Annotated in this window: 25 protein-coding genes; 13 read left to right on the top strand and 12 right to left on the bottom strand. The window is 35.0% G+C overall.

The window, feature by feature from the left end; translation table 11 throughout:
* Positions 1-115 precede the first annotated feature (115 nt).
* The 6 genes from clpX to FAF07_RS10065 form a co-directional block, all read right to left on the bottom strand.
* Positions 116-1,348: an ATP-dependent Clp protease ATP-binding subunit ClpX gene (clpX, locus tag FAF07_RS10090; RefSeq protein WP_142784996.1), complete on the bottom strand. Its 1,233-nt coding sequence runs from the start codon at positions 1,346-1,348 to the stop codon at positions 116-118.
* A 75-nt stretch (positions 1,349-1,423) separates the two neighbouring features.
* On the bottom strand, positions 1,424-2,098 hold the full coding sequence (gene clpP / locus FAF07_RS10085; RefSeq protein WP_142784995.1) for an ATP-dependent Clp endopeptidase proteolytic subunit ClpP: 675 nt from the start codon (positions 2,096-2,098) through the stop codon (positions 1,424-1,426).
* Positions 2,099-2,266: 168 nt separating this feature from the next.
* Positions 2,267-3,598 (bottom strand): trigger factor, encoded by a 1,332-nt coding sequence (gene tig, locus FAF07_RS10080; protein ID WP_142784994.1) that lies wholly within the window; start codon positions 3,596-3,598, stop codon positions 2,267-2,269.
* 235 nt (positions 3,599-3,833) lie between these two features.
* Complete coding sequence (locus FAF07_RS10075) at positions 3,834-4,178, bottom strand: phage holin family protein (protein WP_142784993.1); 345 nt, start codon at positions 4,176-4,178, stop codon at positions 3,834-3,836.
* Positions 4,179-4,189: 11 nt separating this feature from the next.
* Positions 4,190-4,969 carry an alpha/beta fold hydrolase gene (locus FAF07_RS10070; RefSeq protein WP_142784992.1) on the bottom strand — a complete coding sequence of 260 codons (780 nt, stop codon included), beginning with the start codon at positions 4,967-4,969 and terminating at the stop codon, positions 4,190-4,192.
* A 61-nt stretch (positions 4,970-5,030) separates the two neighbouring features.
* Entirely contained in the window at positions 5,031-5,744 is a 714-nt protein-coding gene (locus FAF07_RS10065; RefSeq protein ID WP_142784991.1) for a pyridoxine 5'-phosphate synthase, read from the bottom strand.
* Positions 5,745-5,833: 89 nt separating this feature from the next.
* Here FAF07_RS10065 and FAF07_RS10060 point away from each other — a divergent pair, with 89 nt between their 5' ends.
* The 8 genes from FAF07_RS10060 (at position 5,834) to murI (ending at position 14,321) form a co-directional block, all read left to right on the top strand.
* On the top strand, positions 5,834-6,493 hold the full coding sequence (locus FAF07_RS10060; RefSeq protein ID WP_142784990.1) for a CBS domain-containing protein: 660 nt from the start codon (positions 5,834-5,836) through the stop codon (positions 6,491-6,493).
* Positions 6,494-6,496: 3 nt separating this feature from the next.
* The gene (locus FAF07_RS10055; protein ID WP_142786590.1) at positions 6,497-7,381 is read left to right on the top strand and encodes an NAD kinase; all 885 of its coding nucleotides are present in this window, start codon (positions 6,497-6,499) and stop codon (positions 7,379-7,381) included.
* 98 nt (positions 7,382-7,479) lie between these two features.
* Positions 7,480-8,166, top strand: coding sequence for a type IX secretion system protein PorG (porG, locus tag FAF07_RS10050; protein ID WP_142784989.1), 687 nt, complete (start codon positions 7,480-7,482; stop codon positions 8,164-8,166).
* 1 nt (position 8,167) lies between these two features.
* On the top strand, positions 8,168-8,908 hold the full coding sequence (locus FAF07_RS10045; protein ID WP_142784988.1) for an isoprenyl transferase: 741 nt from the start codon (positions 8,168-8,170) through the stop codon (positions 8,906-8,908).
* Positions 8,841-11,492 (top strand): BamA/OMP85 family outer membrane protein, encoded by a 2,652-nt coding sequence (locus FAF07_RS10040; RefSeq protein ID WP_142784987.1) that lies wholly within the window; start codon positions 8,841-8,843, stop codon positions 11,490-11,492. Before FAF07_RS10045 ends, FAF07_RS10040 begins: the two co-directional genes overlap by 68 nt.
* A gap of 432 nt (positions 11,493-11,924) precedes the next feature.
* On the top strand, positions 11,925-12,926 hold the full coding sequence (locus FAF07_RS10035; protein ID WP_142784986.1) for an OmpH family outer membrane protein: 1,002 nt from the start codon (positions 11,925-11,927) through the stop codon (positions 12,924-12,926).
* 30 nt (positions 12,927-12,956) lie between these two features.
* Positions 12,957-13,463 carry an OmpH family outer membrane protein gene (locus FAF07_RS10030; RefSeq protein WP_142784985.1) on the top strand — a complete coding sequence of 169 codons (507 nt, stop codon included), beginning with the start codon at positions 12,957-12,959 and terminating at the stop codon, positions 13,461-13,463.
* A 78-nt stretch (positions 13,464-13,541) separates the two neighbouring features.
* Entirely contained in the window at positions 13,542-14,321 is a 780-nt protein-coding gene (murI, locus tag FAF07_RS10025) for a glutamate racemase (RefSeq protein ID WP_142784984.1), read from the top strand.
* A gap of 101 nt (positions 14,322-14,422) precedes the next feature.
* Here the strand turns inward: murI and FAF07_RS10020 are convergent, their stop codons facing one another.
* Both FAF07_RS10020 and FAF07_RS10015 read right to left on the bottom strand, forming a co-directional pair.
* Complete coding sequence (locus FAF07_RS10020; protein ID WP_142784983.1) at positions 14,423-14,938, bottom strand: gamma carbonic anhydrase family protein; 516 nt, start codon at positions 14,936-14,938, stop codon at positions 14,423-14,425.
* A 369-nt stretch (positions 14,939-15,307) separates the two neighbouring features.
* Complete coding sequence (locus FAF07_RS10015) at positions 15,308-16,312, bottom strand: PorP/SprF family type IX secretion system membrane protein (protein WP_142784982.1); 1,005 nt, start codon at positions 16,310-16,312, stop codon at positions 15,308-15,310.
* A gap of 164 nt (positions 16,313-16,476) precedes the next feature.
* Here FAF07_RS10015 and FAF07_RS10010 point away from each other — a divergent pair, with 164 nt between their 5' ends.
* From FAF07_RS10010 to FAF07_RS09990, 5 genes are all read left to right on the top strand, one after another.
* The gene (locus FAF07_RS10010; protein ID WP_142784981.1) at positions 16,477-17,379 is read left to right on the top strand and encodes a NifU family protein; all 903 of its coding nucleotides are present in this window, start codon (positions 16,477-16,479) and stop codon (positions 17,377-17,379) included.
* A 64-nt stretch (positions 17,380-17,443) separates the two neighbouring features.
* Positions 17,444-17,644 (top strand): dodecin family protein, encoded by a 201-nt coding sequence (locus tag FAF07_RS10005; RefSeq protein ID WP_142784980.1) that lies wholly within the window; start codon positions 17,444-17,446, stop codon positions 17,642-17,644.
* 142 nt (positions 17,645-17,786) lie between these two features.
* Positions 17,787-19,823: a thioredoxin domain-containing protein gene (locus FAF07_RS10000; RefSeq protein ID WP_142784979.1), complete on the top strand. Its 2,037-nt coding sequence runs from the start codon at positions 17,787-17,789 to the stop codon at positions 19,821-19,823.
* Complete coding sequence (locus FAF07_RS09995) at positions 19,820-20,173, top strand: DUF1304 domain-containing protein (protein WP_142784978.1); 354 nt, start codon at positions 19,820-19,822, stop codon at positions 20,171-20,173. Before FAF07_RS10000 ends, FAF07_RS09995 begins: the two co-directional genes overlap by 4 nt.
* Before the next feature lie 85 nt (positions 20,174-20,258).
* Complete coding sequence (locus FAF07_RS09990; RefSeq protein WP_142784977.1) at positions 20,259-21,074, top strand: mechanosensitive ion channel family protein; 816 nt, start codon at positions 20,259-20,261, stop codon at positions 21,072-21,074.
* Here the strand turns inward: FAF07_RS09990 and tsaB are convergent.
* From tsaB to FAF07_RS09970, 4 genes are all read right to left on the bottom strand, one after another.
* Entirely contained in the window at positions 21,071-21,742 is a 672-nt protein-coding gene (tsaB, locus tag FAF07_RS09985) for a tRNA (adenosine(37)-N6)-threonylcarbamoyltransferase complex dimerization subunit type 1 TsaB (RefSeq protein ID WP_142784976.1), read from the bottom strand. The two genes, FAF07_RS09990 and tsaB, sit on opposite strands and share 4 nt — an antisense overlap.
* Positions 21,742-23,103: a TolC family protein gene (locus tag FAF07_RS09980; protein ID WP_221930749.1), complete on the bottom strand. Its 1,362-nt coding sequence runs from the start codon at positions 23,101-23,103 to the stop codon at positions 21,742-21,744. Before FAF07_RS09980 ends, tsaB begins: the two co-directional genes overlap by 1 nt.
* On the bottom strand, positions 23,084-24,205 hold the full coding sequence (locus FAF07_RS09975) for an efflux RND transporter periplasmic adaptor subunit (protein WP_142784974.1): 1,122 nt from the start codon (positions 24,203-24,205) through the stop codon (positions 23,084-23,086). The genes FAF07_RS09980 and FAF07_RS09975 overlap by 20 nt, the downstream gene beginning before the upstream one ends.
* Positions 24,206-24,306: 101 nt before the next feature.
* Complete coding sequence (locus FAF07_RS09970; RefSeq protein WP_142784973.1) at positions 24,307-25,551, bottom strand: ABC transporter permease; 1,245 nt, start codon at positions 25,549-25,551, stop codon at positions 24,307-24,309.
* Positions 25,552-25,553: the final 2 nt, after the last annotated feature.

Raw genomic sequence — 25,553 nt, 5'->3', positions numbered from 1 at the left:
AACACAGAGAATAACAATTCTCATCCATAATGTCCTTTATTAATTAAATTAATCCATAAATAAAAAACCACGCGAGTTAGCGTGGTTTTTTTATGTAAACATCTTGAGTTCTGTTTTAAGAAACAGCCTTCAACTTCTTAATCGTTGTTTTTGTTAGTTTTTCTTCAGCATACATTTTAGTCACGTTCAATTTCTTTTCATCACCACTAGGAAGGTCGAACATAGCATCTGTTAAAATCTCCTCACATAGGGCACGTAAACCTCTCGCACCTAATTTATACTCAATGGCTTTGCCTACTATGAAATCGAGTGCACCGTCTGTAATGGTAAATTCAATATTATCCATTGAAAACAATTTCTTATATTGTTTAATAATGGCATTTTTTGGTTCGGTAAGAATGGCTCTTAAGGTATCGGCATCCAAAGGGTCCATATAGGTTAACACTGGAAGTCTCCCAATAATTTCTGGAATCAATCCGAAATCCTTTAAATCCTTAGGAATGATGTACTGAAGTAAATTATCTTGATCAACCACGTCATCAGACATCGATGCGCTATAACCTACGGCCTGCATATTCAATCGTTTTGAGATCACCCGATCGATCCCATCAAAAGCACCACCTGCGATGAACAAAATGTTTTCGGTATTGACTTCAATAAATTTCTGATCTGGATGTTTACGTCCGCCCTTAGGTGGCACATTAACAACCGTACCTTCTAAAAGCTTTAATAGCGCTTGTTGCACACCTTCACCAGAGACATCTCTAGTTATAGAAGGATTATCACTTTTACGGGCAATCTTATCAATTTCATCAATAAAAACAATCCCCTTTTCAGCTTTCTCTAAGCTATAATCTGCCGCCTGTAATAAGCGTGTTAAAATACTTTCTACATCTTCACCTACATAGCCCGCTTCTGTTAAAACCGTCGCATCAACAATAGCCAATGGGACGTTAAGCATTTTAGCGATGGTTTTTGCCATCAAGGTTTTACCGGTACCTGTTTGACCCACCATAATGATATTACTCTTTTGAATTTCAATATCGTCCTTGGTAACTGGCTGTAACAAACGCTTGTAGTGATTATATACGGCTACAGACATGACTTTTTTAGTCATATCTTGACCAATAATATACTCGTCAAGAAATTTTTTGATCTGTTGGGGTTTGCGAAGTTTTAATTCCGCCGATAAATCATTACTATCACTCTGCTTAGATTCTTCAATAACAATACCGTGCGCTTGCTCTATACACCTATCACATATATGCGCATCTAATCCTGCTATTAATAGGTTAGTCTCTGGTTTTTTTCTACCACAAAACGAACACTCCAATTCTTCTTTTGCCATTAATCGTTATCTTTTTATGAAGTAATTTATTCTAAATCCCTCTAAAACAATTTTTTAAAATTACAAATTATTATCTTAACTTCGTGTTAAAATTTCGTCAATCATGCCATATTCCTTGGCTTTGTCCGCTTTCATCCAGTAATCTCTATCACTGTCCTCATACACTTTGTCGTAATCTTGACCCGAATGCTTACTTATAATTTTATATAATTCTTCTTTCAAAGTTAAAATCTCACGCGCTGTAATTTCTATATCGCTCGCTTGCCCTTGCGCACCGCCTAAGGGTTGATGGATCATTACACGAGAATGTGTTAGACCGCTTCTTTTTCCTTTAGTACCCGCACACAACAACACGGCGCCCATAGAAGCTGCCATACCTGTACAAATAGTAGCCACATCTGGTTTAATAAACTGCATGGTATCGTAAATCCCTAAACCGGCATATACACTACCTCCAGGTGAATTGATGTAAATTTGAATGTCTTTAGAGGCATCTGTGCTTTCTAAGAACAATAATTGCGCCTGAATAATATTTGCCACTTGGTCGTTAATTCCGGTTCCCATAAAAATGATACGGTCCATCATTAAACGAGAAAATACGTCCATAGCTACAGCATTCATTTGACGCTCCTCTATAATATTGGGCGTTAAATTTGTTGGGTACATGCTACTTAAAATCTGGTTATAATATGTACTGCTAATCCCTTGGTCTTTTATTGCAAATTTTTCAAATTCCTTTGCGTAATTCATATTTTTTTATAATTATTTAAGTTAAAAACCTAATTATCAATCGACTATTCGTGATTCATTCTAAAGATGAATCTCTAATCATATTGAGCATTAAATCTTATAAATTAATTAGGCGCTTTTAACAGATATGTTAAGGCGCCTAAAGATAATAATAATTAAAAGAAGTGACTATTTTTTATCGCCATAAACTTCCTTTACGAAATTTTCATAGCTCATTTCCTTTAATTTTAAGTTTGCTTTTTCCTTATACAAACCAATTAATTTTTGACTGATAAGTTGTTCTGAAATACGGCGCGCTTCATCTTGATTTGACAATACTCGTGCAGCGATATCATCCAACTCTTTGTCTGAAGGATCCATTTGCCCAAACTGTGCCATTTGCCCTTTTATCATTTCCCTAGCATGATTTTTTATATCATCCATGGTCACTTGCACATCATTTTCTTCAATAAGTTTCCCTTCAATTAACTGGTAACGTAAACTTTTCTCAGATTTCTCGTACTCCTCCTTAGCTTCATCTTTGTCAAGTGGTTTTTCACCAGCCTGTTGCATCCATTTCTGTAAAAATTCTGCTGGCAAATCAAATTTCGTGTTCTCCACTAAATATTCTGTCACGTCATTTAAAAGTTTCTGATCTGCTTGTTGTACAAATTGTTTTTCAGCATCTTCCTTAATCTTCGCTCTTAGTTCTGTTACAGACGTTACAGCATCTTTACCAAACAATTTATCAAACAACTCTTGGTCTAAATCTGCCAGTTCGCGTTTGTTAATTTCGGTGATGGTAAAAGACACTTCAATATCCAAACCGTGAATAGCATCATGCTCTAACTTCAAGGCGTGCATCAGTTCATGATCATCCTCATATAACCCCTTTGTTTTTAGAACAATAACATCACCTACCTTTGCTCCTACAAATTGTTTTGCAGTTGCCTTTCCTTTAAATTTATCTAAGGTTACCGTTACTGTGTTATTTATTTCCTTTTCTTCATTTGCAAACACCCCTGTAATTTCACTATCTGACTCGACAGCTTCTTGCGATATGATTTTGCCATATTGCTTTTGAATGCGTTCAATTTGCTCATCTATCATTTTATCATCAGCTACAATAGTATATTGAGTGATGGCTTTTTTGCTCTTTAAATTTACATCAAATTCTGGTGCAAGCCCTAATTCAAATTCAAAGGTAAATCTATCAGCCTCCCAGTCAATTTCATCTTGAGTTTTTGGAAGCGGCTGCCCCAATACATCCAACTTTTCCTCAGTAAGATATTTGTTTAATGCATCTTGCAATAACTTATTGACCTCATCAACCAATACCGCTTTACCATATTGCTTTTTAACCATGCCCATAGGCACGTGCCCTTTTCTAAAACCGGGTATATTTGCCGTTTTACGGTAATCTGCTAAAATTTTCTCGACGGTGTCACTATAATCTTCTTTTGCAATATCCACTTTTACTACAGCGTTTAATGCATCAACGTTTTCTCTTGTAATGTTCATTTTTAAATGATATATAGCCTATTCTTAGGCATTTAACAAAAAAGGTCTCTTTTAAAAACCTATAATTTATGTAACTAAAATTGGGATGCAAAAATATAATATTTTTGCATCCCAACAAAGTTTTTAATCGCTTGATTTTATGCGATTTCCTTTATTCCTTTTCAATGATCTCATCTAATTCGTAAATACCCTATTCGTTGTCAGAATTAATTGAAGCACAGGTTGAATTTAAGTTTTATTTATCCTCTTTTATAAGCGAATGCAGAATGGATTGTAGGATAGAGAGCAAAATACTAAATAGAAGCGCTATCCAAATACTACTCACCGAAAAACCACCTATTAAGCTATCTGCCAGTAAAATGATCAATGCATTGATTACAAGTAAAAACAAACCCAAAGTTACAATGGTAATTGGCAAGGTTAAAAGCACCAAAACAGGCTTTACCAACAGATTTAATACAGATAGCACAATAGCCACTATTATGGCGGTTACATAGGAATCGACATGGACGCCTGATAACACTTTAGCTAGTATAACTACGGCGATGGCATTTAATAAAAGTTTGATAATAAGTTTCATATGAATAGTTTTTAGTTAATGAATTGCATAACAATATTATAAAAATCTTTTGGATTTTCGGCGTGCAACCAATGACCAGCATTTTTTATGGTTTCTATAGTGGCGTTGGGAAAATGTTTTTTAATCAATACTTCATCATCACTCTTAATATAGTCAGATTTCGCACCCTTTATAAATAGCGTGTTTTCAGTAAACTTTGCATCTTCAGGTAAGGCTTCTCCAATGGATTCTACCTGTCGTTTTAAAACTTCTAAATTAATGCGCAATGCCAATTTTCCTTTTTCTATCCAATACAGGTTTTTTAACAAGAATTGGCGGATTCCAAAATCGGAGACATAATCACTTAAAATCGTATCTGCTTCTCCTCGACTTTTAACCGCTTCAAAGTTTATGGCACTTAAGCCAGCTAAAATAGCATCATGATGAGTAGGATAATAACGTGGCGATATATCTGCGATAATTAATTTAGAAACCATTTCTGGGAATAGGGTTGCAAACAACATGGCTGTTTTTCCGCCCATAGAATGCCCAATTAATATAATTTCTGATAGATTGTGAAACTCACAATACGCTTTTAAATCTTGAGCTAGAAACGTGTAATTAAACTGGTCATCCCAAAAACTACGTCCGTGATTTCGTTGATCTACTAAATGCACCTGAAGAAAGCCTTGCTCATTAAATTGCTTTCCAAGTGTTTTCCAATTATCACTCGAACCCAAAAACCCGTGAAGTACAACCAATGGCTTACCTTCTCCAATAATATTTGAATATAAAATATTTTTTTTTGACATGAATTAATTGTTTGAATTTTTGAAAACAAATGGCTTTCACTGCCAACTGAATAAAACCAACTTATTTAAGTTTATGTAAATACATTTGAATCACGTTCTCCACACCTAAATACAAGCTTTCTGAAATCAGGGCATGCCCAATGGAAACCTCTAACAATTCAGGAATCTTATCCTTAAAAAATTTAACATTATCTAAAGATAAATCATGACCTGCATTGATACCCAAACCCAACTCATTTGCCAAATCAGCACTTGCTGTAAATGGTTTTATCGCATCTTTATTGCCCAGTCCATATTGGTGCGCAAACGCTTCGGTATATAATTCTATCCTATCTGCTCCTGTTGCTTTGGCGCCTTCAATTTGTTTTAAAACCGGGTCGACAAAAATGGATGTTCTAATGCCATTTTGCTTAAACTCCTTAATCACATCAACTAAAAAATCTTTGTGTTTTATAGTATCCCATCCTGCGTTGCTCGTAATAGCATCCACGGCATCTGGCACCAACGTGACCTGTGTTGGTTTTACACTTAGCACCAATTCCATAAAGGAATCTACAGGATTGCCTTCAATATTATATTCGGTATAAACTTCACTTTTTAAATCTCGGGCGTCTTGATATCTAATGTGCCGCTCATCGGGTCTTGGATGAATGGTGACCCCTTGGGCACCAAATCGTTGTACATCTTTGGCAAACTGTACCACATTAGGTAAATCGCCACCTCGAGAATTTCGTAATGTGGCTATCTTATTAATATTTACACTTAGCTTTGTCATGCATCTCATTTTATATCACAAAAATACAAAGTAGAACACCCTTATATCCTATTTTTTTGATTAATTTGCATAATCCATAAGTTGATAAAATGAATCTTTCAGAATACTTAATAAATGACATTAAACCTTTACCTATAACCAGTAAAATAGGTGAATTGCAATTGCTGTTCAATCAACTGACCTACTCACATATTCCTATTGAGGATGAGAACCATACCTATCTAGGTAGTTTTTCTGAAAATGATGCCCATTGCTTTGAAAGCAATAAGTTAATTGGTGACTATAAATCTGCTCTCGAAGATTTTTTTGTTCGCGATAGTACCATGTGGTTAGATGTTCTGGAAATTTTCGCTAAAAACAGCACGAATATTATGCCTGTTCTTAATGACAAGAATGACTATTTAGGGTACTATGAATTAAATGATATAATTAGTTTGTTCAGCGAGTCGCCATTTTTCTCTGAAGCTGGGGGCATACTCGTGGTTGAAAAGGGGATAAATGATTATTCTTTTAGTGAAATTAGCCAAATTGTCGAATCTAATGACGGCAAACTACTTGGGGCCTTTGTATCTAAAAGCAATAGTGATTTGGCTCAGGTCACTTTGAAAATAGGTAATATCGGACTTAGCAGTCTCATTCATACATTTAGACGATACAGTTATAATATCATCTCAGGGCATGAAGAGGATGGTTATATTGAAAGTTTAAAAGAGCGTTCAGATTATTTGAATAAATATTTAAATATGTAGATGATGAAGGTTGCAGTTTTTGGACGATTTTACAATGACACCACATCCATTTCAGTTGAAACACTTTTTAATTACTTGCTTAAAAAGGATGTCGATGCCTATATAGAAACAGAGTTTTTTCATCTTATTAAGGACAAGACATCCAATAATCAATATTACAGTACCTTTAAAACCTTTGACACACTAGACACCAGTTTCGACTTATTAGTAAGCGTGGGTGGCGATGGCACTATTTTAAGAGCCATTACATTTGTTAAGGATATAGACATCCCTATTATTGGCATAAACACAGGACGTTTAGGATTTTTAGCTACCATTCAAGTTGATGAAATAGAACAGGCCATTCAAAATATTATTGATGGAAAATATAAAATTTCAGAACGTAGCTTACTAGCTATTGAAACCACACCAGAAAATGAGGACATCACACCCTTTAATTTCGCGCTTAACGAAATTGCGGTAAGCAGAAAAAACACAACCTCGATGATAACGGTGGAAACCCACCTAAATGGCGAATATCTAACCTCATATTGGAGTGATGGTTTAATCGTATCAACACCCACAGGTTCTACAGGCTACTCATTAAGTTGTGGCGGTCCCGTAATTACACCAGACACCAATAGCTTTGTATTAACCCCTATTGCGCCTCACAATTTAAGTGCACGTCCATTGATAATAACCGATGCCACCGAAATACAATTACGGGTTCATGGTCGTGAAGACAATCACCTAGTGTCTTTAGATTCAAGAATTGCTACCTTAGAAGACGGCACACTGATCACCATTAAAAAGGCCCCGTTTAAAATTAAGATGATCGATCTATTTAACCAAAGCTTTTTAGACACCCTTCGCAAAAAATTACTTTGGGGCGAAGACAAGCGCAATTAGACAATAATTTAGTATAAATCCTGTTTTACATACATCTAATTGGCTCAAATTATTTTGGGCTAATCTTATTTATTATATTTGCAAACTTTTGAATATTTATGAGGCATGTAACCGTATTGATATTGAGTATTTTAAGCATTCATTTAAGCTATTCCCAAATTTTTGAAATCGGGGGTTTTGCTGGTGGAAGCAACTTTATTGGCGATGTTGGTAAAACAGACTACATATCGCCAGATGCGCCGGCATTGGGATTGTTACTTAAATGGAATAAAAGCAGTAGGCACTCTTGGAGGGCTTCAGTAATTTATTCAGATTTAATAGGGTACGACTTTAGATCAGACGACCCAAAACGTATTCAAAGGGATTACCGCTTTAACTCAAATTTATTAGAAGTTTCAGCAGGCATGGAATTTAACTTTTGGGATTTCGATTTACACTCAGGAAGGACCGAGGCAACACCATATATATATTCAGGAATTAGTGCAGTGAAGTTTGATGACCTGTATTTTAATAATGGTGTCCAACTTGCCGAAAACACATCCAGTTGGGCTTTCGGTATTCCTATGGTTCTGGGGTTTAAAACAACTTTTATTAATAGCTTTGTATTAGGACTAGAAGTTGGTGCACGTTATACATTTACAGACGGTATTGACGGTAGTGTGCCAAAAAACAGTTCAAGACTAAATAATAAATTTGGAAATATAAATAATAATGACTGGTATGTGTTCTCTGGTTTAACTTTAACGTATACCTTTGGAGAAAACCCGTGTTATTGCCCAAACTAAAATGGATTTAAAAGAACACATAGCACTCAAACAATTACCAAAGCACATCGCGATAATAATGGATGGCAATGGCCGTTGGGCTAAACAACAAGGATTAATTAGAGCCATTGGTCATGAAAATGGCACCAAGTCTGTTAGACAAGTGGTGGAAGCTTCGGCAGAACTGGGGATTCAAAATTTAACCTTATATGCTTTTTCTACAGAAAACTGGAACCGACCAAAATTGGAGGTACAGACACTCATGAAATTATTGGTTTCCTCATTAAAAAAAGAAATTAAAACACTTCAGGACAATAACATAAAACTTACCGCTATAGGAAACTTAGGCACCTTACCTAAAAAAGTATACAAAGAGCTTCATGAAGTTATAGATAACACAAAACACAATACGCACATGACGCTAACCTTGGCTTTAAGTTACGGGTCAAGAGAAGAATTGCTAAACACTGTTAAAGAAATCAGTATTAAAGTTAAAAATAATATAATTTCGGTAGAAAAAATTGATGAATCAATTATAAATGAGCATCTTTACACGCGAAATTTACCAGATGTAGATTTGCTTATTAGAACAAGCGGAGAGCAACGAATAAGTAATTTTTTACTCTGGCAAATTGCCTACGCAGAATTATATTTTACACAGGTTTTATGGCCAGATTTTACGAAGCAACATTTGTATGAAGCTATTATTGAATATCAAAAAAGAGAACGACGATTTGGGAAAACAAGTGAACAACTTAGCTAATAACTCACCTATCACATTATTTACAAAATGTATTGCCTTAGTCCTTATTCTATTTGCATCCCATAGTTATGCTCAAGATTTAGATTATAGTAACGGTAAAAAATACACACTGGGCGGCATTACGGTCTCTGGCAACACCTCATTTAGCGAACAGACTATTGTTACTTATTCTGGTCTAAGAAAAGGCAAAGAAATGACGATTCCTGGTGAGGATATTAGTACGGCCATAAAAAAACTTTGGAACTCTAAACTGTTTAGTGATATTGAAATATACATTACCAAAGTAGAAGACAACGTCGCTTTTTTAGAAATAAAACTATCAGATTTACCACAGCTTAACGAGTTAAAAATAAACGGCGTTAAAAAAGGGAAAAAACAAGGTATTATTGATGATAACAAACTTGTTAAAGGCACTAAGGTTACCGAAAACTTAGTGACAACTACTAAAAACTACCTCACAACGAAATATCAAAAAGACGGCTTCTTAAATACAAAAGTTAATATCAATCTTATTGATGTAGCAAAGGATTCTACAGGAAGTGCGAAAGTGAATATGGTCGTTAATATTGACAAAGGTGAAAAAGTAAAAGTTAAAGATATTGTGTTTAGCGGCAATGAAATTCTAAGTGATAAAAAACTTAGAAAGAGCATGAAAAATACTAAGAAAATCAACCGTATCCGATTATTAAAACGTTCAAAATACATTGAAGCAGACTATAATGAAGATCTTATTAGTGTTATAGATAAATATAAGGAGAATGGCTATCGAGATGCTCGAATCTTAAGTGATAGCATCATTTATAATAATAATAAAACCGTCACCTTGGATATCAGTTTAGAGGAGGGTGAAAAATACACCTTCGGAGATGTAACCTTTATTGGTAATACGGTGTATACGAATGCGCAACTAGCAAGAATGCTTCGTATTAAAAAGGGGGACACGTATAATGGTATAGAACTACAAAAACGTATTGCTGATGATTCTAAACCAGACGCAGACGACATTACAAACCTTTATCAAAATAGCGGGTATTTGTTTTCCAGTATCAATGCTGTTGAAGTTGGTGCTGATGGGAACGTTATTGATATGGAAATTAGAATTTCTGAAGGCAAGCCTGCTTATTTTAACGAGGTGAGCGTTGTTGGAAATGACAAAACCAATGACCATGTTATTTATAGAGAACTGCGTACCCGTCCTGGACAATTATACAGCAAAGCTAACGTAGTAAGAACAGTTCGTGAATTGGGGCAATTGGGCTTTTTTGATGCCCAAGAGATCTCGCCAAACTTTAACAATCCAAACCCCGTTGAAGGCACCATAGATATGGAATATGCCGTAAAAGAAACGGGCTCCAGTCAAATAGAATTGCAAGGTGGTTATGGCGGTGGTGGTTTCATTGGTACTTTAGGGCTGTCGTTTAACAATTTCGCCATTAAAGATATCTTTAAAAAAGACGCTTATAAACCTATCCCTATGGGTGATGGCCAAAAACTTTCTTTACGCTTACAGGCCAGTCGCTTCTTTCAAACCTATAGTTTCTCATTTTCCGAACCTTGGTTGGGAGGAAAAAGACCCGTGCAGTTTTCAACATCGTTATCACATACCAAGCAGTTTTTATATAATCCGGTCACTAGAAATGCTGATAAATCTAAGAGATTTAATATTACTGGGCTTTCTGTTGGTTTAGCAAAACGTTTAACAGTCCCAGATGATTTCTTTACATTGTCTCAAGCGGTCAGCTTTCAACATTACGATTTAAAGAATTATAACACGGGCTTATTCACCTTTGGTAATGGTAGTGCCAATAATCTATCTTACACCATTGGTTTAACCAGAAATAATACACGTGTAGACCCCATTTATCCAACAGGTGGTTCTAATTTTTCAATATCAGGTAAATTCTCACTACCCTATTCCCTTTTTAACGATGTAGACTATACAGCATTAAAAGAAGAACGTGAACAAAATGAAGTTATTATTGGTGATGTGTCACAAACAACGACTGCAAGAAATAATGCATCTGAAAGAATTGGCGAAATAGATCAGAAACGTTTTAAATGGTTAGAATTTTACAAAGTGAATTTTAAAGGTGATTGGTACACCCAAGTTGCCAAAGATTTGGTATTACGGCCAAGTGTAGAATTTGGATTTCTAGGCGCCTATAACAATGATCGTGGCGTGATTCCTTTTGAACGTTTCTTCCTTGGAGGCGATGGTCTTGGAAACTATAGTCTAGATGGCCGTGAGGTAATTCAATTACGAGGCTATCCAAACCAATCGTTATCAAATCAAGATGGTGGTACCGTGTATAATAAGTTCTCTTTAGAATTGCGTTACCCTATCACGCTTAAAGCTTCTGCAAAAATCTATGCCTTAGGGTTTTTAGAAGGTGGAGCATCTTATACTAATTTTAGAGATTACAATCCATTTAATATTAAACGATCTGCTGGTTTAGGGATTCGTATTTTTATGCCTGCCTTTGGATTATTAGGTATCGATTTCGGTCATGGTTTTGATGCCTTACCTGGTGAAACAGTTAAACATGGTTGGGAAACTCACTTTATTATCGGACAGCAATTTTAATTCATAAAGCCATTCAACACTTAAATTATTTGAATATATCAAATAGCATTCTTGCGAAATCAAGTATTAATGAATTTAATGTTATAAAATGAATCAGTTAGTTGTACATAAATTTAAATTATTTTCATAATTATGCAAATGATTAATAATCAAAAGTTATCTAAGAATTAATTTTGGCACGATATTTTCTAATAACCCATTGATGATTTGAATATGAATTGAAATTTTTCAGATTAATTTTCGTTAATTTTGAAATGACAAATTCATAGAAGTGACAGAATTCGTAAAATCATCTGTCTTTTTTAGAGTTTATGTATATTAAATGATAAAAATATTTAACAGATGAAACATCCATTACTGAAAATTCAATCATATAGAGAGAAGCTTATATGGATATTACATGTGACCATTAAGAAAAATAAAAAATATCACATGAAACATAACGTTCTTTTTTTACTGACATTGGTTTTTATGCTAAGCTACTCGCTCCACGCACAACGCGGTGTTAGAATTGCTTATATAGATACGGAGTATATTTTAGAGAATGTTCCAGAATATCAGGAAGCAAATTCGCAATTAGATCAAAAAGCCCAGAAATGGAAAAATGAAATTGAGGTGAAATTGGGAACGGTTGAGCAAAAGCGAAAAGATCTAAGCAATGAGAAAGTTCTTTTAACAAAAGAGCTAATCAACGAACGTGAGGAAGACATCACTTTTGAAGAAAAAGAAATATTAGACTATCAGCAAAAGCGATTTGGACCTAACGGCGATTTAATGCTTCAAAAGAAACAGTTAATGCAACCTATTCAAGATCAAATATTTGCAGCAGTTCAAGATTTGGCATCGTCTAGAAAATATGATATTATTCTTGATAAATCGACAGATGGGATTATGTTATATTCAGCGAAACAACTGGATTTGAGCGATCAAATTATTAGAAGTATCACAAGATCGGCAAAACGAAACCAAGCCCAATCTAAAGCAGAACGTAAAGCTGCGGAAGATGAAGAATTGTTACCTGAGATTAATTACGAGTTAGAGGAGCGCGAAAAAGCCCTTGAAGAGAAAAAACAAGCTCGTGAAAGTGCTGTTGAAAAACGCAGACAGGAAATTTTAGAGTCTCGTGAAGCAAAAAAACAGGAAGCGGCAGCAAGACGGCAGAAAATATTAGAGGATCGCGCAAAAGCGAAACAAGCTAAACTTGATGCAAGAAAGCAAACTATAGAAACCCCAACAGCAGAAGGGGATGAAGATGCAGCAAAACCTGCCGATGCAAATGAAAGTGCCGAGACCAAGACAAGAGCGCAATTGATTGAGGAAAACAGACAAAAAAAATTAAAAGATCGTGAAGCTAGAAAAAAAGAATTAGAAGCCAGAAAACAGAAAATATTAGAAGACCGCCAAAAGGCAAAAGACAGTATAAACAACAATTAATAATTTATAACACACTAATACTATTTAAAAATGAAACAATTTAAAACTCTCTTATTAGCAACAGCATTATGTATTGGAACACTAAGTTTCGCACAAGCTCAAAGTAAAGTTGCTCATATAAATACGCAGGAATTAATTACGGCCATGCCAGAGATGAAGGCCGCACAGGCACAACTTGAAACTTTAAGTAAAACGTATCAAACAGACATTCAAAGTTCGGTAACTGAATTTCAAACCTTATTAAAACAGTACGAAGCTGAAGCTTCTACTAAAACTGAAGAAGAAAACGCAAAAAGAGGACAGGAAATTCAAGAGAAACAACAACGCATTCAACAATTTCAAGCAGATGCTCAAAAAGATTTGCAAAAAAAGGAAATTGATTTATTACAACCTATCACTGAAAAAGCAAAGGCTGCTATTTTAAAAGTAGCAAGAGCCCAAGGTTTTGATTATGTTTTTGATTCTGCGCAAGGGGTTACTATTTTAGCAGATGGTAAAAATCTTTTAGATGACGTGAAAAAAGACTTAGGTATTTAATACCTTCTGAAATTATATTATTAAAAAGCCACCTTAAATAAGGTGGCTTTTCTACTTTTATTAATTAAATTTAGCCTTATGAGCAAACAACCCATTGGTCTTTTTGATTCTGGCGTAGGTGGGACATCCATTTGGAAGGAAATACACAACCTTTTACCTAATGAGAACACAATCTATCTTGCAGATAGCAAAAACGCACCATATGGACTAAAAGGAAAAGACGCCATACTACAATTGAGTATTAAAAACACAGAGTATCTCATTTCAGAACACTGTAAACTTATTGTAGTGGCCTGCAATACGGCTACCACCAATGCCATTGATTATTTAAGAACTCATTATAAGATCCCTTTTATTGGTATTGAACCTGCCATTAAACCTGCCGCTTTGCACACTAAAAACAATGCCATTGGCATATTAGCGACTAAAGGGACTTTAAGCAGTGCATTATTTTCTAAAACTTCAACATTGTTTGCTAAGGATATCCAAGTCATTGAAACTGTAGGCGAAGGAATAGTCGATTTAATTGAAATGGGCAAACTGGATTCTAGCGAGATGCGAGATCTATTGAAAATTTATTTAAAGCCCATGATAGCGGCAAATATTGATTATCTGGTTTTAGGATGCACGCACTACCCCTATTTGATGCCTACTTTAGTTGATTTGCTTCCTAACCATGTCAAGATTATAGATTCTGGAGAAGCCGTTGCTAGACAGACAAAAGCTGTTTTAGAAGAACAGAACCTAATTAATACTGAATTTACCCATCCGAAACATAAATTTTATAGTAATGGAAACCCTAAAATTATGTCGGAACTTTTAGGCAAACATTTTGATGCTAAATTCTTAGATTTTTAAACAGGAATTTGCATTAGATTCTCGAAAACTGTTGGCAGAAGTTACAAATTAGAAGTCGTTGCATTAAAAGCCTCAAAAAAAAATCGATAGTAATATCATATTCAGTCTTTAAACCAACTTGAATATTTTGTATAGTTTTCAGCTATTCTATCAATCTCTCCCGAAATTAGTTCTTGACTAATAGTCTTTACTTTTTTGGCAGGAACACCTGCGTATATACTCCCTGCCTCTACTCTAGTATTTTTAGTGACCACAGCACCAGCGGCAATGATACTATTGCTTTCTATAACACAGTCATCCATAACAATACTACCCATACCTATAAGCACATTGTCTTTAATGGTACACCCGTGAACAATAGCGTTATGACCTATAGAAACATTATTCCCAATAACAGTCGGTGATTTCTGGTATGTCGCGTGAATCACCGCACCATCTTGCACGTTCACTTTATTGCCCATTTTTATAAAATGGACATCGCCACGAATAACAGCATTAAACCAAACACTACATTGACTGCCCATAGAAACTTCTCCAACTATTGTGGCATTCTCAGCTATAAAACAATCTTCTGGAATTTGCGGCACTTTATCGTTTACAGGTTTTATGATGGGCATGTAATCAATTGAGAATTTAAATCGTATCTAATTAATATTATATAATAAGACTCTAGTTTATTAGTGCGTTGATATTATTGGTTTTTGCCACGAATTACACTAATTAGCACGAATAAATGAGCTTAGCTCATTTAAAATTCGTGGAATGATTGACAAAAATGATATCACGAATAGAAAAATCTTTAGATTTTTCTATTCGTGATCATTAGTGTAATTCGTGGCTTAATACTTTAATTTCTTATCTATTATCCTCAGATTTACGATCGTTCCTGCAAGTAGGCTTACTTTTAATTATCTAATGTGTCAAACATGTTTATGTTGAATACATATTACTAAAACAACGCACTAATAAACTAGAGCCTATAATAGTTAATTCACAGCAGGACAGTTACAGTCGTAACGCTCACGTTTGCAATTAAAATTATAACCTAATGTAAATTGATGGAAACCGCCGTTAGTAAATACTAAGGAATTAGACTGATAGGTATAGTTATAGGCAAACATAAACTGTTTAATATTTATGCCCAATATGGGTGTAATCTGTTGCAGTTTTTGGCTGCTGACGTTGTTAGAGCTATTTATAAATTCGGCACCGTCTAAACTGGTCCTATACGACAGACCGCCCCAAATGGTTCCGAACTCCATACTTTTATAAACCTTGGCATTTATATCGATAGATGCCTCTTGTGTACCGTCTTTATATTGAAACATAAATGAAGGCTCATAACTCCAGGTGCTTCCATATTTTCCAAATACACTTCCAACAGAAAGTAAATAGCGTCTTAAATTACTGGTAATTTCAATATCGTTATTAACTCCTGCATTATTTAATACGTTCTTAACCGTCGCATGTGCATAAAAATCTAAATACTGATATGAAAACCCTAAATCTATATTAAAATTAGTTTCGCTTTGTACAATACCATCAATAATTGGGTCAGGTCCGTCAAATAAGAACGTTGTTTCATCTAATTTATATTGAATAAAGCCAGCGCTCAAGCCAAAGGATAACATGTTTAAATCCACCTCACTTCTAGAAAATAATAAATGATGGGCATAGGTTAAATACGCCCCAGAATTAGAATGGTACCCATTTTTATCGGTATACAAAATACCTCCTATTGCCGATTGTGTATCGCCAATTCGTCCGTTTGCACTAAGGGTTAGCAACTTTGGTGCATCGTCTTGACCAAACCATTGTTGGCGACCTGTCATTCTAATCTTTGCACAATTAGCGGCTCCCGCCATTGATGGATGGATCAAGTAATAATTGTCTGTTAAATAATCTGTATATATGGGAAGCCCTTCCTGTGCACTCACAAGTTGAGCAAACATAATACCCATAAATATAAGTAAGATCTTTTTCAATGCCATAAACTAGTTTCAAAACGTGTTATACAAACGCTTCGGGTTTAAAAAAATTATATCAAAATAGATAAAGCAATCCTTTATTTTAAAGCCTACCAAATAGGCAACAAAACTCAAATATATGGATATCTAAAGTTTTCTTTTGCTATTTTTGCCTAAAATTAGCTGAAATGAACACTTTCAAGGTTTCTGTGCATGAAACATCAAATAACGCGATAATTAAATTCGAGTTAAATCAATTTATAACTCAGCATCAAAGTTTTGAGTTCAATAATATAGACGAGGCGAAAGCATCACCTTTGGCCCAGCAATTGTTCTACCTTCCTTTTGTTAAAAAGGTGTATATCTCAGGCAACTTTATAGCCATTGAGCGCTATGATATTGTAGAGTGGAGCGATGTACAAGATGAAGTAGCCGAGCAAATTCAAACTTATTTGAATGATGACGGTACCATTATAGAAACAACTGCAGAATCTAAAAAAGTCCCTGTGACTGTGTACGCAGAAAGCACACCAAACCCATCCGCAATGAAGTTTGTGGCAAACAAAAAAATTGTAACGTCCACTTTCGAATTTACGTCTATTGACGATGCAAAATTATCGCCCTTAGCTACGGAATTGTTTCATTTTCCTTTTGTTAAAAGTATTTTCATTGATGAAAACTACGTGTCGGTAACGAAGTATGACATGGCCGAATGGCAGGATATCACTTTAGAGTTGCGTGAATTTATTAGAAATTATATTGAAAACGGTAAAGACGTTGTGCTTCCTGAAGCTGCAGAAAACTTACAAAAAACAGCTAAACAGCAAGACAATCACTACGAGGCGCAAGATGATACGTCTAAAGAAATCATAAATATTTTAGAGGAATATGTAAAACCAGCCGTAGCCAGTGATGGTGGTAATATTCAATTCATAGCTTACGATGCTGACACTAAAAATGTTAGCGTGTTATTACAAGGGGCTTGCAGTGGCTGCCCATCTTCAACATATACCTTAAAGAGTGGGATTGAAAATATGTTAAAGGAAATGATGCCTAACAAAGTAGAAACAGTTGAAGCTATAAATGGCTAAAATTCCAATTTTATTTGTCTATCTTTATGTTTCAGACTAATTATTAATTTAAACTTAAAAAAAGATGGCAGTACTAAAAGTAATTGAAATATTAGCAAATTCTGATAGCAGTTGGGAAGATGCAACTAAAAAAGCTGTAAAACACGCTTCTAAAAGCGTTAAGAATATACGTTCGGTTTATGTAAAAGAGCAAAGCGCCAGTGTAACAGATGGTGAGGTAACTGATTTTCGAGTGAACGTAAAAATCACTTTTGAAGTCAATTAATTTATTTTCAAAACACCCATATTAGCGCCTTCATTAGGGCGCTTTTTTTATGATTTAATTTTGCTAACTTTGACTTATGAAGTATGTACAATGTCTTTTATTTATTATTTTAATAAGTTGTAAAGGTCAGAACACCAAAACTATGGAACACATATATAGCAATGACTTAATTAATGAAACCAGCCCCTATTTACTACAACATGCGCACAACCCTGTTAATTGGAAGGCCTGGAGTGAAACCACATTAGAACAGGCGAAATCTGAAAACAAGTTGTTGCTTATAAGCGTAGGTTATTCGGCTTGCCATTGGTGCCACGTTATGGAACATGAAAGTTTTGAAGACAGTCTTGTGGCCCAAGTGATGAACACAAATTTTATTAATGTAAAAGTAGACCGGGAAGAACGACCAGATGTCGATCAAGTATACATGAGCGCTGTGCAACTCATGACCGGACAAGGTGGCTGGCCACTAAATGTGGTTGCCTTGCCAGATGGCAGACCTGTTTGGGGTGGTACCTATTTTCAAAAAGAACAATGGGTAAATGCTTTAAATCAAATATCTAAATTATTTGTTGAAAAACCTGAAAAGCTTATTGAGTATGCCGATAATTTGGAACAAGGTATTAAAGCTTTGGATGTCGTGGAACTTAATACGGACGAACCTGTATTTGAAAAGCAGTTTATTTCTGAAGCGCTTCAGAATTGGTCAAAACAATTTGATAATAATGCTGGTGGCATGAATAGGGCACCAAAATTTATGATGCCCAACAATTATCATTTTCTTTTAAGATATGCTTATCAAACTCAAGATGAAAAGCTTAAAGAATACGTTAACCTGACACTAACCAAAATGGCCTATGGTGGTGTTTTCGACCAGATAGGTGGTGGTTTTTCAAGATACTCAGTAGATACGAAATGGCATGTGCCCCATTTTGAAAAAATGCTCTACGACAACGCTCAATTGGTAAGTCTATATTCTGATGCTTATTTAATTACCAAAAATGAACTGTACAAGGATATTGTAACCGAAACACTTGAGTATATTCAAAATGAAATGACTACCACAAACGGCGCATTTTACTCTTCACTTGATGCAGACAGCAATACCCCAGAAGGTGAATTAGAGGAAGGTGCATTTTATGTTTGGAAAAAAGACGAATTAAAAGCAATTATTGATCAGGACTTTAATCTGTTTTCAGACTATTATAATATTAATAATTACGGATTATGGGAACATGGTAATTATGTACTCATTAGAAATGAAGATGATGCCAGTTTCCTTAAAAAGCATGAGCTAACTAAAGAAGCCTTATTAAATAAGAAAAGGGAATGGAAGGCTTTACTTGTTTCAGAACGCAATAAAAGAGACAAGCCCAGATTAGATGATAAAACCCTCACATCATGGAATGCCTTAATGCTCAAAGGATATGTAGATGCCTATCGTGCATTTGGCAATCCTGATTATCTCGCTGCCGCGGAAAAAAATGCTAATTTCATATTAAACAACCAATTGAAAGAAGACGGTGGTTTGAATCATAGCTTTAAAAACGGTGTGAGCACCATTAACGGTTATCTTGAAGATTATGCGGCCACTATTGATGCTTTTTTAGCACTCTATGAAAATACATTGAATGAAACCTGGCTCACAACAGCGCGGGATTTAATCAATTATACCTTTGATCATTTTTTTGACACGAACAGTAACATGTTCTATTTTACGTCAAATCAAGACAAAGCCTTGGTCTCTAGAAGTATAGAATATCGTGACAATGTCATTCCGGCGAGCAATTCCATTATGGCGAAAAATCTTTTTAAACTTTCACATTATTTCGATAATCAGCATTACAGCAAAACTGCGATAAGCATGTTAAACAACGTCAAACCCGAAATGCAAGATTACCCCTCTGGTTACTCTAATTGGTTGGATTTAATGCTTAATTATACACATCCATATTATGAGGTAGCTGTCGTTGGAAAAGCTGCAAAACAAAAAATAGCAGCATTGAACAAAACTTACATTCCCAATAAATTAATTGCCGGAAGTACTTCTGAGAACAACTTACCGCTTTTAGAAAATAGATTTAACCCTAACGAAACATTCATATATGTCTGTGTTAACAAAGCGTGTAAACTTCCCGTTTCTCAAGTTGATGCAGCGATAAAACTTTTAAAAGAATGACCATTTTAACCATCATACTCGTGGCTTTCGTTGCTTTTGAACATATCTATATTTTGATTTTAGAAATGTTTATGTGGACCAAACCAAAAGGAATAAAAACATTTGGAATAAAATCCAAGCAATTTGCAAAAGACACCAAGGTATTGGCCGCAAACCAAGGACTATATAATGGTTTTTTGGCGGCGGGACTAATATTCTCCATTATCGAAAAAGATTTAAAAATTGCGATATTTTTCCTTATTTGTGTGACTATCGCAGGTGTTTACGGGGCTTATTCTACAAAGCAAATAAAGCTATTTTACTTCCAAGGAATCCCTGCTATCATAGCACTGATAAGCTGTTTTTTATAAAAACTTAACTTATTTTTTACATAAATCAATACAGATAGTGTGTAATAGTCTTAATTTTGCACATCTCATTACTTTAATATAAATTATGGATTTAGAAAATATTGACACAGAAAAATGGCTTGAACTGGCTTTAGAATATGGACTTAAAATACTTGGGGCCATAGTAATATGGATTATTGGTGCTTGGGTTATTAAGAAACTGATTAAAGTAACCCGTAAAGGGATGGAAAAAGCAAATTATGATGCTAGCCTTCAAAAGTTCTTATTAAACTTATTAAGTTGGATTTTAAAAATTGTTTTGATCATCGTAGTTCTTGGTACTGTAGGTGTAGAAACCACCTCCTTTGCTGCTATTCTAGCCGCGGCTGGTTTAGCTATTGGTTTGGCTTTACAAGGGTCTTTAGGTAATTTTGCCGGAGGTGTTTTACTCATGATCTTCAAACCAATCAAAATTGGCGACTTAATTGAAGCTCAAGGTGAGGTTGGTGTGGTAAAAGAGATTGAAATTTTTACAACCAAGCTAACTGGTCTTTCCAACAGAGAAATTATTATTCCCAATGGTGCTCTGTCCAATGGTAATATTATCAATTACACTACTGAGGGCACGCGTCGTGTAGATTTAATCATTGGCGTTGGTTATGATTCTGATATTAAAAAAACCAAAGACGTTTTAATGAATGTCTTAAAATCGCATCCAAAAGTTATTGAAACACCAGAACCCACAGTAAATGTTTCTGAGTTAGCCGATAGTTCGGTAAATTTTGCCGTAAGGCCCTGGTGTCATGCTGAAGATTATTGGGCTGTATATTTTGGTATTACCGAAAATGTTAAAATAGCGCTTGATGCGGCTGGCATAGACATTCCATATCCACACCAAGTACATATTAAAAAAGAAGCTTAAGATTTAGGCTTTAATGCCACGAAATCTTTTAAATAATAAGGTTCAAAATAAGCGACATCCTCCATGTCGCTTATTTTGAATTTATTAAACGCCAATGCGCTCATCTCGTTGGCTGATGGCAGTTTACCTTCAATAAAAACCGCATTGGGATGATTAATAAGCGTTTTTGTTTTGTGAACACCATTACCAATAAAATATACTTTTCCTTTTTCTAGATAATTATGAAAAGCGTCTGCCTCTAGAATCTGCGCTTGTGTATCTCTTATTTGTTTATGATTAGAATCGAAAACTGCTGAGTACACTTCCATACGCCTAGCATCGAGCATCGAAACAATACAACCCTCATTTACGTTCACTTGATACGCTAAAGCCGTTAATGTGGCAACTGAAACAAGTGGTATGTCCAAGGCATAGCAAAGTCCTTTTGCTGAGGAAACGCCTATGCGCAAGCCTGTGTAAGATCCGGGGCCTTTGCTTATGGCAATAGCCTCTATATCCTCACGACGTACCTTTGCTTCTTTCAGGACGTCATCAATATAAACGTGCAAACGTTCAGCATGGGAATAGTTTGCACCGTAATCTTCTTTCAAAATCAAGGTTTCACCATTTTTTGAAAGCGACACAGAACAATTGGTTGTTGCCGTTTCTATATTTAGTATTAATGCCATCAGTTAGTTAACGATTTACCCATATAAAAATCCAAAACTTTTGTCTTAAAAACAAAATCATACTTCGCATTTATTAAAGATGATTGTGCATTTATCAAAGCCACACGTGCTTGCTCCAATTCAAAAGCCGTCATAGCACCCAAATTAAATCGTTCTTTTGAATTATTAAATGCCAGTTCTTGTGCTTCCAACGATTTTTTAGCAGCTTCAAAAGCTCTAAATGCCGCTTGGGCATCTGTAAAAGTACGCTGTATGTTGGACTCAATGTTTAGTTTTTGCTGCGCCAAGTTGAGACGACTATTATCTTCTTGGATTTTAGATTTCGCAACCGCCGTTTTATTCTGAAATCTTGAAAAGATGGGAATATTCAAATTCAAACCAAAGCTATGGCCCTTATTATCATTTATTTGATCGAAAAAGGACGCTTCTAAATCGGTTAAATTAGTATACGATGCCCTTGAACTGTACCCGTATGTAAAATTTAAAGTCGGGAAATAGCCACTTTTAGAGATTTCAGTATTTAATTCGGCATTTTCAATACCTTTTTCAGCCACTTTAATTTCAACCCTGTTTTCCAGAGCATAATTTAAAATAGGTTTAAAATCTTTGTAAAGTAATGCTTCAGATGGTTCATTCAAGTCTATACCTTCAACCGCAAACCCTTCATAAGGTACTTGTAACAATTGAGATAAATTAAGCAAGGCTAGATTCAAATTATTTTCGGCAATAGTGACACTTTGTTCATCTCTACTAAGCGTCGCTTCAGCATCATAAATATTCGCTCTAGGTTGCACGCCAGCATCTACTAGGTTAGTGACCTGCTTCAACTGTTTTTCACTGAATTCAAATTGGGCTAAAGCCGTTTCTAAATTTTCTCTATTAAACAATACATTCAGGTAGGCATTAACCACATTAAGTGAAATATCATCTTTTATCCGATCCAGCTCTAAGGCATTCGTTTCCTTGGTAAGTTGGGATTGCTTGTACAGATTGAGCGTTCTAAATCCGTTAAAAATATTCTGAGATACGCTAATACCCACTCTTGACTGGTTGAAGGTTTGATCTACAAAGACTCCAGGATCTATTTCTAAACCACCAATGGTTATGTTATGAGCGGCACTAGCGCTAAGCGAAGGTAAAAATTGACCTCTAGACGCAATAATATCCTGCTCGTTGATTAAAATCGTATTTACCCCTTGTTGCACAGAAATATTATGTTCTAATGCGTGGTTGACACATTCTTGTAATGACCAGGTTTTTTGCTGGCCAAAAGTAACACTAACACTGCACAATAATGAGATTGTGATACTGTAATATTTTATGGATGATTTAATATCATTCTTATTCATCATTGTCTTCATCTTCATTATCTTTTGATGCTTTATTCCAAACCTTAATTTTATCGCCTTCTTCAACGCCTTCGGTAACTTCAACATTAATACCATCAGAGATTCCTAATTCTACATTTTCCTTTTTAAAAGTATTATCGCCATCTAAAATTTCAACAAAAGGCTTTTCTGTAATTCTATTGTATTGTAACAATGCTTCCCTTATAGCTAAAACGCTGTCTTTTGCTTCAATATCTATTTCTGCATTAGCACTATATCCCGCCCTTACATTTGTGGTAGAATCAATTTTTACATCCGCCTTAATAACGAACTGAACCGTGCCATTTTCTTCGACCCCCTTTGGTGCGACAAAGGTAAGTTTAGCAGGAAACTCTTTATCTTTAATAGCGCCTAAAATGACTTTAATTTCTTTGCCTTCTTTAAGTTTTCCAACTTCGGCTTCATCAACTTTACCTTCAAATATCATCAAACTCATATCGGCTATGGTAGCAATGGTTGTCCCTGCATTAAAATTATTACTTTGAATAACTTGATCCCCTTCACGAACAGGAATTTCCAATACAGTGCCCGGAATTTGCGCAATGATATTCGTGTTTGCTGAACTCCCCCCAGAAATAGAACCTCGTTTAATAATTTGATAATCGTTTTGGGCCTGTACTAAAGACTCTTTTGCTTGATAAAAAGATAACTCGCTATTCTCAAAATCTAGCTGCGATATCACACCTTTTTCAAAAAGGGATTTATTTCTTTCATATAAGACTTTTGCGTTATCGTATGATAATTTAGTAGTTGCTATTCTACTTTTTGCGCCCACTAAATTTTGCTCATTCGGCACTACTCTAATGATAGCGATTAAATCGCCTTTTTTAACCATATCGCCTTCTTCAACAAGTATTTTATCAACAATTCCTGAAATTTGAGGTTTAATCTCTATCTCTTCTTCTGGATTTAATTTACCTGTTGCCACGGCTTTTGTATTAATAGAAGTATAAAACGGTTCTTCCACCTTATAATCTATAATATCCTTTGAGTTAGCATCTTTAAAATACTTTAACACGAATGCCAATGCTATGATAGCAACTAATACTAAAATAATTTTTACTGTTTTATTCATTTGGTTATCCTTATTGTTTCTAATTTGTCAAATGGTGCTTCTATATTTAATTTAGTACAGAAAACAATATTAACGATATAGAAGGTTCATTTTTTGATTGTTTATTCTTCTCTTAATGCTTCTATTGGTTTTATGCTGGTTGCTTTAAACGCTGGTATTAAACCTATTAATGTTCCTAAAACAATTAATATTAATAAGGCTATAAATACGACGCCAATGGATACCGAGGCGTTGACTATTGTGGCCTCATCTCCCTGCCCGAATGTGGCATCTAAAGCTATTAAAATCCATCCGCCTGTTATAATACCGAATACACCAGCCACTAGCGTTAAAAACACGGCCTCCACAACTATTTGCCGTTTAATTTCGAAAGGTGTAGCACCTAATGCACGTCTTACACCAATTTCCTTAGTACGCTCTTTAACGGTAATCAATAAAATATTCCCGATGGCGAACACGCCTGCAATTAAAGTCGCAATACCAACAAACCACGTTAAAAATTGCATCCCTCCTAAAAATCCAGTGAGTTTTGCAAATTCTTTCCCAAGATTAAAGCTTCTGAATGCACGTTTATCTTTAGGATGAATATCATTTAAGTTTTTGAGCATTAACTCAGCATCTTTTTGGATCTGTACAATATCAAATTCTGGTTTCCCAGTAATCATCATAAAATCAATTTTGTCGCCTTTATTATACACGCGTTGGAATGTTGAAAACGGAACATGAATGTCTTCACTTGGTCCGAAATTAACATTACCGGCATCATAAACCCCTATCACAATATAGTTTATACTGTTGATTTGAATATAAGATCCAATGGCCACTTCATCTTTTTCAAATAATTGCTTATAGATGTCTTCTGAAATAACAGCCACTTTTTTGGTGTCATCGATATCATTTTGATTTATAAATCTGCCATGGATCAATTTCTTTTTTTGAACACGGTCCAATAAGGGATAATCACCAAAAACATTAAAAGAACCTGAAAGAAAATCTTTAGTAACCACAGACGGATTCATATTTCTGGGCACAATAAACTCAATACCCTCAACATTTTCTTCTACTTTTTTAATATCGGGAATAGTCAATTGGATGCGTCTTCCTTCTTGAAATCCTTTAAAAGGTCTGCCAGTAACATTCCCCATAAAAAAGACACTGTTTGTTGCAAAATCACCAAACAAACGATTAAACGAATTTTCTAAACCTCTAGCCGAACCCAACAATCCAATAAGCAATAATATACCCCACCAAACTCCAACCATTGTAAGAATGGATCTTAGTTTGTTTTTACTAAAGCTATCGAAAACTTCTTGCCAAGTATCTCTATCTAATAAAAATCTAAACATAA

The sequence above is a fragment of the Changchengzhania lutea genome (assembly GCF_006974145.1).
In the GTDB taxonomy this organism is placed as follows: domain Bacteria; phylum Bacteroidota; class Bacteroidia; order Flavobacteriales; family Flavobacteriaceae; genus Changchengzhania; species Changchengzhania lutea.
This window is presented reverse-complemented; position numbering and strand designations above follow the sequence as displayed.

Excerpts from the sequence above, each read along its gene's own strand:
- clpX (WP_142784996.1), bottom strand. The coding sequence starts at position 1,348 with ATGGCAAAAGAAGAATTGGAGTGTTCGTTTTGTGGTAGAAAAAAACCA.
- clpP (WP_142784995.1), bottom strand. The coding sequence starts at position 2,098 with ATGAATTACGCAAAGGAATTTGAAAAATTTGCAATAAAAGACCAAGGG.
- tig (WP_142784994.1), bottom strand. The coding sequence starts at position 3,598 with ATGAACATTACAAGAGAAAACGTTGATGCATTAAACGCTGTAGTAAAA.
- FAF07_RS10075 (WP_142784993.1), bottom strand. The coding sequence starts at position 4,178 with ATGAAACTTATTATCAAACTTTTATTAAATGCCATCGCCGTAGTTATA.
- FAF07_RS10070 (WP_142784992.1), bottom strand. The coding sequence starts at position 4,969 with ATGTCAAAAAAAAATATTTTATATTCAAATATTATTGGAGAAGGTAAG.
- FAF07_RS10065 (WP_142784991.1), bottom strand. The coding sequence starts at position 5,744 with ATGACAAAGCTAAGTGTAAATATTAATAAGATAGCCACATTACGAAAT.
- FAF07_RS10060 (WP_142784990.1), top strand. The coding sequence starts at position 5,834 with ATGAATCTTTCAGAATACTTAATAAATGACATTAAACCTTTACCTATA.
- FAF07_RS10055 (WP_142786590.1), top strand. The coding sequence starts at position 6,497 with ATGAAGGTTGCAGTTTTTGGACGATTTTACAATGACACCACATCCATT.
- porG (WP_142784989.1), top strand. The coding sequence starts at position 7,480 with ATGAGGCATGTAACCGTATTGATATTGAGTATTTTAAGCATTCATTTA.
- FAF07_RS10045 (WP_142784988.1), top strand. The coding sequence starts at position 8,168 with ATGGATTTAAAAGAACACATAGCACTCAAACAATTACCAAAGCACATC.
- FAF07_RS10040 (WP_142784987.1), top strand. The coding sequence starts at position 8,841 with ATGAAGCTATTATTGAATATCAAAAAAGAGAACGACGATTTGGGAAAA.
- FAF07_RS10035 (WP_142784986.1), top strand. The coding sequence starts at position 11,925 with ATGAAACATAACGTTCTTTTTTTACTGACATTGGTTTTTATGCTAAGC.
- FAF07_RS10030 (WP_142784985.1), top strand. The coding sequence starts at position 12,957 with ATGAAACAATTTAAAACTCTCTTATTAGCAACAGCATTATGTATTGGA.
- murI (WP_142784984.1), top strand. The coding sequence starts at position 13,542 with ATGAGCAAACAACCCATTGGTCTTTTTGATTCTGGCGTAGGTGGGACA.
- FAF07_RS10020 (WP_142784983.1), bottom strand. The coding sequence starts at position 14,938 with ATGCCCATCATAAAACCTGTAAACGATAAAGTGCCGCAAATTCCAGAA.
- FAF07_RS10015 (WP_142784982.1), bottom strand. The coding sequence starts at position 16,312 with ATGGCATTGAAAAAGATCTTACTTATATTTATGGGTATTATGTTTGCT.
- FAF07_RS10010 (WP_142784981.1), top strand. The coding sequence starts at position 16,477 with ATGAACACTTTCAAGGTTTCTGTGCATGAAACATCAAATAACGCGATA.
- FAF07_RS10005 (WP_142784980.1), top strand. The coding sequence starts at position 17,444 with ATGGCAGTACTAAAAGTAATTGAAATATTAGCAAATTCTGATAGCAGT.
- FAF07_RS10000 (WP_142784979.1), top strand. The coding sequence starts at position 17,787 with ATGGAACACATATATAGCAATGACTTAATTAATGAAACCAGCCCCTAT.
- FAF07_RS09995 (WP_142784978.1), top strand. The coding sequence starts at position 19,820 with ATGACCATTTTAACCATCATACTCGTGGCTTTCGTTGCTTTTGAACAT.
- FAF07_RS09990 (WP_142784977.1), top strand. The coding sequence starts at position 20,259 with ATGGATTTAGAAAATATTGACACAGAAAAATGGCTTGAACTGGCTTTA.
- tsaB (WP_142784976.1), bottom strand. The coding sequence starts at position 21,742 with ATGGCATTAATACTAAATATAGAAACGGCAACAACCAATTGTTCTGTG.
- FAF07_RS09980 (WP_221930749.1), bottom strand. The coding sequence starts at position 23,103 with ATGAAGACAATGATGAATAAGAATGATATTAAATCATCCATAAAATAT.
- FAF07_RS09975 (WP_142784974.1), bottom strand. The coding sequence starts at position 24,205 with ATGAATAAAACAGTAAAAATTATTTTAGTATTAGTTGCTATCATAGCA.
- FAF07_RS09970 (WP_142784973.1), bottom strand. The coding sequence starts at position 25,551 with ATGTTTAGATTTTTATTAGATAGAGATACTTGGCAAGAAGTTTTCGAT.